At 57.5% G+C, this 6,179-nt stretch carries 8 protein-coding genes and 2 pseudogenes; 4 read left to right on the top strand and 6 right to left on the bottom strand.

Going from position 1 to position 6,179, the window contains the following annotated elements; genetic code table 11:
- A partial coding sequence (locus AB4Z52_RS35585; RefSeq protein ID WP_442222518.1) for a transposase occupies positions 1-120 on the bottom strand: 120 nt, incomplete at its 3' end.
- A 133-nt stretch (positions 121-253) separates the two neighbouring features.
- A pseudogene (locus tag AB4Z52_RS35580) lies at positions 254-403 on the bottom strand (ATP-binding protein); the annotation flags it as partial.
- Here AB4Z52_RS35580 and AB4Z52_RS35575 point away from each other — a divergent pair.
- The 3 genes and pseudogenes from AB4Z52_RS35575 to tnpB form a co-directional block, all read left to right on the top strand.
- A complete protein-coding gene (locus AB4Z52_RS35575; protein ID WP_442222515.1) occupies positions 346-906 on the top strand; it encodes a DUF5372 family protein in 561 nt (186 codons plus the stop codon). The pseudogene AB4Z52_RS35580 and the gene AB4Z52_RS35575 overlap by 58 nt on opposite strands.
- 308 nt (positions 907-1,214) lie before the next feature.
- Positions 1,215-1,631 (top strand): IS66-like element accessory protein TnpA, encoded by a 417-nt coding sequence (gene tnpA / locus AB4Z52_RS35570; protein ID WP_442222514.1) that lies wholly within the window; start codon positions 1,215-1,217, stop codon positions 1,629-1,631.
- A pseudogene (gene tnpB / locus AB4Z52_RS35565) lies at positions 1,612-1,815 on the top strand (IS66 family insertion sequence element accessory protein TnpB); the annotation flags it as partial. The gene tnpA and the pseudogene tnpB, both read left to right, overlap by 20 nt.
- Before the next feature lie 36 nt (positions 1,816-1,851).
- Here the strand turns inward: tnpB and AB4Z52_RS35560 are convergent.
- From AB4Z52_RS35560 to AB4Z52_RS35545, 4 genes are all read right to left on the bottom strand, one after another.
- Complete coding sequence (locus tag AB4Z52_RS35560; RefSeq protein ID WP_442222513.1) at positions 1,852-3,951, bottom strand: recombinase family protein; 2,100 nt, start codon at positions 3,949-3,951, stop codon at positions 1,852-1,854.
- A complete protein-coding gene (locus tag AB4Z52_RS35555; protein WP_221095824.1) occupies positions 3,948-4,211 on the bottom strand; it encodes a hypothetical protein in 264 nt (87 codons plus the stop codon). The genes AB4Z52_RS35560 and AB4Z52_RS35555 overlap by 4 nt, the downstream gene beginning before the upstream one ends.
- 26 nt (positions 4,212-4,237) lie before the next feature.
- A complete protein-coding gene (locus AB4Z52_RS35550; RefSeq protein WP_442222512.1) occupies positions 4,238-4,699 on the bottom strand; it encodes a helix-turn-helix domain-containing protein in 462 nt (153 codons plus the stop codon).
- 155 nt (positions 4,700-4,854) lie between these two features.
- Entirely contained in the window at positions 4,855-5,985 is a 1,131-nt protein-coding gene (locus tag AB4Z52_RS35545) for a recombinase family protein (protein ID WP_442222517.1), read from the bottom strand.
- Positions 5,986-6,005: 20 nt separating this feature from the next.
- Between AB4Z52_RS35545 and AB4Z52_RS35540 the strand changes: the two genes are divergently transcribed.
- On the top strand, positions 6,006-6,179 hold a 174-nt coding region (locus AB4Z52_RS35540), incomplete at its 3' end, for a transposase (RefSeq protein WP_442222516.1).

Below are 6,179 nucleotides of genomic sequence, written 5' to 3'. Positions count from 1 at the left end.
CGCCGAAACACTCGCCCCAGGTTCCATGGCTTCGGCCACCGCCTGCGCCTTGAAATCGTCTGACCAACGACGGAACTGCCGCGGCGCACCCTCAAGGGGACTGGCCACAGCTTCGATCATATGGAATGTTCTATGTTCAGACATAGGCGCAGACATAGCAGTTCATACCAGAGCTCCCAATTTCTCAGGCACGAATAGAACCTCAGCAGCGCACTCGCCAGATGGGGTCTATGCATCGCTTACCTTATTGCTGTTACGGGTGATTGATTTCTTTTATTTCGCCGCCGGTCAAGAGCGTCGGTTCTTTTCGCTTTCGCATACTGTCGCCTTCGAGGTTTATGCGGTGTGCGTTATGAACGAGCCTGTCGAGGATGGCATCGGCGTAGGTTGGGTTACCGATCATCGCAGAATACCCCACTTCTTGATGGGCATATATCTCATGTCACGATTACAAACCCTCGTCACGGTCTTTACGGGCAGCGTTTTGAGCTGGTTTCGCTTGAGACGACCCGCGGTCGCGACTTCATCGTTGTTAGGCTGCCAAATGGGCGCCATCGATCAATCCGCCGCAATCAAACCGATCTTTCTGTGCCTCTGGTGGAGGCCCGCGAGGGCTCAATATCGATCCCTCGTATCGACGTTGCCACCTTGCTCACATTGATGCGCCATTTGCGCCGCACCTTGGCCCTTTCTACGCCCGAGGTGATTCGCGATGACACGACAGCAGTCGAGAATGACTTGTATAGCGTCCCGAGTACCCCTGCAGCAGTCCGGCATGAAGAATTTGCCGCGGCCCTGGCAAAGCCTTTCAGAGGAAAGAAAGGCGCAGATCGCCAAGGTGATTGCCGAACTTTTATGGCGGAAGCGGCCGGCGAACAGACTGGTGGAGACGAACCATCATGCTGAGCAGAGTCGATAGCGACGATGGCCGCCTTTCGACTGCACACCGCAGCAAGACGGCCTATATCTATATTCGACAATCTTCTGCTGGGCAGGTTCGCCATCATCAGGAGAGCACCCAACTTCAGTATCGGCTTGTGGACCGAGCTGTTGCTCTCGGCTGGCCCCACGAACGGATATGCGTCATTGACGATGATCTCGGTAAATCAGGATCTGGCAGCGCTGAACGATTGTAAGCGCGAATTTCCGTGCACCTTCTGAAGCTTCTTACTCTGAGGCATGAGGTTTCCACCAAAATAGGTGGACACTAAATCATGGATGAAGATGCTCAAAAACTTCAGGTGCGGCTTGTGGGGCGCGACGGCCGTCGCCGATATGACCCTGCTTCGAGAGATCGGCTTGTTGCGGCGTGTATGGAGCCTGGCGTTTCGGTCTCACGCCTGGCGCTCGAGCACGGCGTGAACGCCAATCTCGTGCGGAAATGGATACAGAAGGCCAAGCAGGTCGGTTCTGTGCCTGCGGCTTCGGCCTTCGTCCCGGTTCAGGTCGGCTCCGATCGAAGCCTGCCAGAGCAGCGCAGCAGCTTGGATAAAAGGATCGAGAGGCTGTCATCTGCAGTCAAGGTGAGCGCTTCGCTGCCGAACGGGGTGAGCCTGACGGTGGAATGCGGTGATGCCGAAGGGTTGGCAGCAACAATAGGAGCGCTGGGTCATGTTCAGACTTGGCGCTGATCTCAAGGTTTACCTGCATCGTGAGCCGATCGACTTTCGAGCCGGCATCAATAGCCTTGCGGTTCTGGTCCAGGAGACGATGGCGTTGGATCCCTTTGCTCCTGCCGTCTTTGCTTTCTGCAATCGCCGTCGTGACCGGATGAAGCTGCTATTCTTCGACCGGTCCGGCTTTGTGCTGGTGCTGAACGATTTGAATTCATACTGCATCTCCCTTCTGGCTTCAGTTGAAGGTTTTGGCTTGGCTTTCGTACTGGTTACGCGCGGCGACGCGATCAACGAGTTGGTTCCACCGGCTGCATTGCTTTTGCGGTATGTCTGCCGTGGGAAGCTCGTACAGGTAGTAGTGTCCGTTGTAGGCATGGCTGGTGACGAGGCCGTGTTCAGCCCATCTGGCGAGGGTATGCTCATGGATATTGAGGCGTGCGGCCGCCTCATTTTTTGTCAACATCCCACGATCTCGGAGGCGGTCATAGCGTGATCTCAGCTTGTACTCGCGGACGAGATAGGTGACGCGTTTGGTTGTGAAGCGAGCATTGCGCTGGTCACGGCGCGCCACGGAACCTGGACGATATCCCTGATTATTGAGAATCTCTGCGATCTCGGAAAAAATATGATTATCGAGGAGTTCGTCGATCAATTCGATGATGTCGGGGTTCGTCTTGATCTGCTGGCTGGGCGATTTTGGGCTGATGGTGACGAGCGTCTGCGTTTTGCCGCCCTTGAAGCGAATATGAGCCTTGGTGGTGCCTCTCTTGGGTAGTTTGAGGAGGGTGACGTCCTCAATGATGTGGGCAAGCAGGCGCTTTCGCTCGCGGTTTGGAGTCTCTGGATTGGCCCAGAGTTTTTTGAAGTCCGCCGTCATCGCGACCAACCGCTCGTGGACGGCCTTATCGAGGATGAATTGATCGTGCACCCGGCCGCGCTCGCGCTCTTCGCGGGCGTTAGCCAAGATGCGGAGCTTCCCGTTCCATTCGCCCTCGAGCGTGTCGGCGACGAGGCGGTTATTGGGATCGACGAGCATGAAACGGCGCTGGGCGAGATCGGCTTCCGTTTGGGCACGCTCGATCGCGCGACAGCGCAGCCGGTCCGCTTCTTCATGTCGCGCTTCGATCTCCTTGCGGACTTCAATCGCCAATTCGATGGCCGCCGGCGTCATCTGCTCCGCGATCAGCATGCCGATGGCTTCGTCGACGGGAGATGCAGCGATCGCCTGGCACAAGGGTTCACCACGATTGGTACGGGCGCGATCACAAACGTACCAGGCTTCCTGCCGGCCACGCCGGGCAGCATAGCGCATGTGAAAATGTCTGCCGCACTGCCCACACACGGCCCGCCCCTGCAGCAACGCCGAGCCCTCCCGCGGAGGTGATGCGACCGCCGCGTTCCATTTATGGCAGATGTTCGACTTTAGAATCCTCAGATTCTCCTGATGCTGCTCCCAATTGATATAGCCGGGATGGGCATCTGGAATACATGCCGTCCAATCGTCACTAGCTTGTTCACGCACGAGCTTTTTGCCATCAATGGTTCGTCGATAGCGACGGCGGCCATAAACATAGGCTCCGGCGTAACGTGGATTGTGCAGCACGCGCATCGCCGTCGAAGGCGTCAGTGGCCGGAAAACCGTCTGGCTGTCGTGCAAGCGGGAGGGAAAGAGAATGCCTTCTTGACGAAAGGCCTTGACGGTCTGGGAGGCGGATCCGACGCGAGAGAACGTCTCGAAGAAATGGGCGATCGTCTCTCTGACTTGCATGTCTGGATCAAGCGTCACATTGCCGGAATGATCGTAGACCATGCCGGTTGGCAGTGGGCAACGAAACTCGCCGCGGCGCGCCTTGTTGAGGATGCCGCCACGAAGCCGTGCCTTGATCACATGTAGTTCGGCCTCACTCATTGTTCCCTTTAGGCCGAGCAGAAGCCGGTCGTTGAAACTTGCCGGGTCATAGACACCGTCCTCGTCGAGGATCAGGGTGTCAGCAAGGGCGCAGATCTCGAGCAGACGCTGCCAGTCGGCATTGTTGCGCGCCAGACGGGAGACCTCCAGGCCCATGACGATCCCGGCATGCCCCATGCCGACATCGCTGACCAGGCGCTGAAATCCTTCACGCCAGACCGCCGATGCGCCGGATTCGCCTTGATCGTTATCGATAACGATAATCTGCTCCTCGCGCCAACCCAGGGCGATAGCGCGGCCGCGAAGCGCATATTGGCGCATGGCGCTCTCGGTGTTGTCGATGACTTGCCGCATCGAAGATTGGCGGACGTAGAGGTAGGCGCTGCGTTCACGGTGATGGGACTGGACTTTGAGGTGTACATTCATGGTGCTCTCCGTTGGTGGATGCTCATGGCGATGGTCGCCAGGACATGAACGACGGCGCTGAGTTCGCCGTGCGCCGGTCGGGTGGCCGATGACGGGTAAAACTGCTCTTGGTCAGGGCTTGCCGCTGCAGGCAGTGCGCGGGCCCATCCCCACATGCCGCGGCGCAGAAAAAGCATCAGCCCGCTACGGGCCTTGAGCGGCAGAACTTCGCCGAGAGCTGCGCTGCGCAGCACCTCGTACTGGTCCGCGATGTCAGGCAATGAACATGCCGGTCCCACGGTAACGTCTAGCGGATCGTTTTTTTTAACACCCGCTCGATCGTCCTGGGATGTAGTGCGATATCGAGTTCGTTGCGGACCATCTTGGCGAGATCGCGTGCATGAACGGGTTCGCCCGGGACCAGCCTCGCCTGCAGAAATGCCAGGACTTTGTCGTCGACCTTGTGGGGCCCGCGGGGACCCGGCTTTGCCGGCACCAGTCCGGCAATCCCGGTCAGGTCGAAGTTCGCCCTGGCCTGGTAGTAGGTTGGCCTGGAAACACCATACTCGTCGGAAGCGTCCGTTACCGAGACGTTGTCGATGGAGACGCGCCGCAGCATCTCGTATTTGACCTGGACGGCGTCGTGCGGATCGAAGAACTCGCTGCTGCTGAACTTCGGGTCGCGCACCTTCTCGGAATTTGGATTGAAGGTGCCCTCGTCGATGAGGGCATCCATCTTTGATCGCTTGCCGCCGTACTTCGCAGGCATTGCGGGCTCCGGGTATGAGATCGAGTATCAATGTAATAATAATTATACCGCAGCTTTCGTCTATATCAAGGACGTTCTCTGAGATAGTCACGAATATTTGCCGTAAAATGGCGGATAAATCACTCATTGTGAGTCCTCTTGCGGCATAATCTCATTTACATCAGCGGCATAATTGTCCTTACACTCCGCTCGCGACCGCGCTGCCAACTTGCCACAAAGGTGTTCCACGATGCTGGCAAGTTCCAACAAGACAGGGCATCAAGCAAAACCTGCTCCACTGTTGCATCGACCGGCAGGGCACGGACCTCTTGGCAAAGCGGGCCGGCATCTTGATCGCGATCGGCACGGCATGTGTAAACGGGATAAGGCGCATCGGGTCCGGTATAGCGGATGCTCATCCGCCGCCCGCATCGACCGCACACGGCGATCCCTTGCAAAAGCGCGGCTCCCTTACGCGGCGCTCCCGTATGGCCGGCGTCGTAGTGGTTGACATTGTCGGCCAGTCGGTTCTGGTTTTCCATGAATTCCTCCCAGCCTATGTAACCGGGATGAGCCGCGTGCAGGCAAACTTCCCAGTCTTCAATGGAAACCTTGCGTGACTTACAACAGTGAACGCCTTGACGAATTCGCCCGCTTTCCAGACGCCGCCGGCCATAAACATAAGCACCGGCATAGGCAGGATTATGAAGAATTCCGAGCACGCGAGGGCTGTTAGCTTCACGCCAGACAACGCCATGGGGTTCCGGTCCCCGCAAAGGCCGCATTGGTAGAGGTAATTCTTTCGCCCTGAGATAGCGCATGACGGCGCGGGCGGTCCCCAATTCGCGGAATTTGGCAAAGACGAGAGCAAGCCTAGCCTGAACCTCCTCGTCAGGATTAAGGGTGATTGTCCCACTGATATCATGTGCAAGGCCGGCCGGCAGGGGAATCTTCAGTTCCCCACGCGCCGCCTTCTGGCGTTCGCCACGGTGGAGGCGTTGCCTGATCTGATGCAGTTCCGCCTCACTCATGATCCCCGACAGGCCGAGGAGCAACCGGTCATGATAGGCGCAAGGATCGTAGAGGCGTTCGCCGTCAGCGATGATCACGCCAAACATCGCGCACAGGTCAAGTAACTGATGCCAGTCCCGATTGTTACGAGCCAGACGAGACGCATCAAAACTGACAACCATGCCGGCCTGGCCTAGGCCGATCTCGGCAATCAGCTTCTGGAAGCCAAATCGTTCGTAAGCGCGACTTTCCAGGCACCTTCTGAAGCGCGGTGCTCTGAGGCATGAAGTGTCCACCAAAAATAGGTGGACGCTAAATCATGGATGATGCTCAAAAACTTCTGGTGCGACTTGTGGGACGTGACGGTCGACGTCGATATGACCCTGTCTCGAGAGAGCGCCTTGTTGCGGCGTGCCTGGAACCCGGCGTTTCGGTCTCAAGGCTGGCGCTTGAACACGGCGTCAATGCCAATCTCAATCTTGTTCGGAAA

This window comes from Rhizobium sp. 2YAF20 (genome assembly GCF_052114685.1).
GTDB lineage: Bacteria > Pseudomonadota > Alphaproteobacteria > Rhizobiales > Rhizobiaceae > Rhizobium.
The sequence above is the reverse complement of the archived record's forward strand: the minus strand, read 5'-3'. Positions and strand labels throughout refer to the sequence as shown.

Excerpts from the sequence above, each read along its gene's own strand:
- AB4Z52_RS35550 (WP_442222512.1), bottom strand. The coding sequence starts at position 4,699 with ATGCCTGCGAAGTACGGCGGCAAGCGATCAAAGATGGATGCCCTCATC.
- tnpA (WP_442222514.1), top strand. The coding sequence starts at position 1,215 with ATGGATGAAGATGCTCAAAAACTTCAGGTGCGGCTTGTGGGGCGCGAC.
- AB4Z52_RS35560 (WP_442222513.1), bottom strand. The coding sequence starts at position 3,951 with ATGAATGTACACCTCAAAGTCCAGTCCCATCACCGTGAACGCAGCGCC.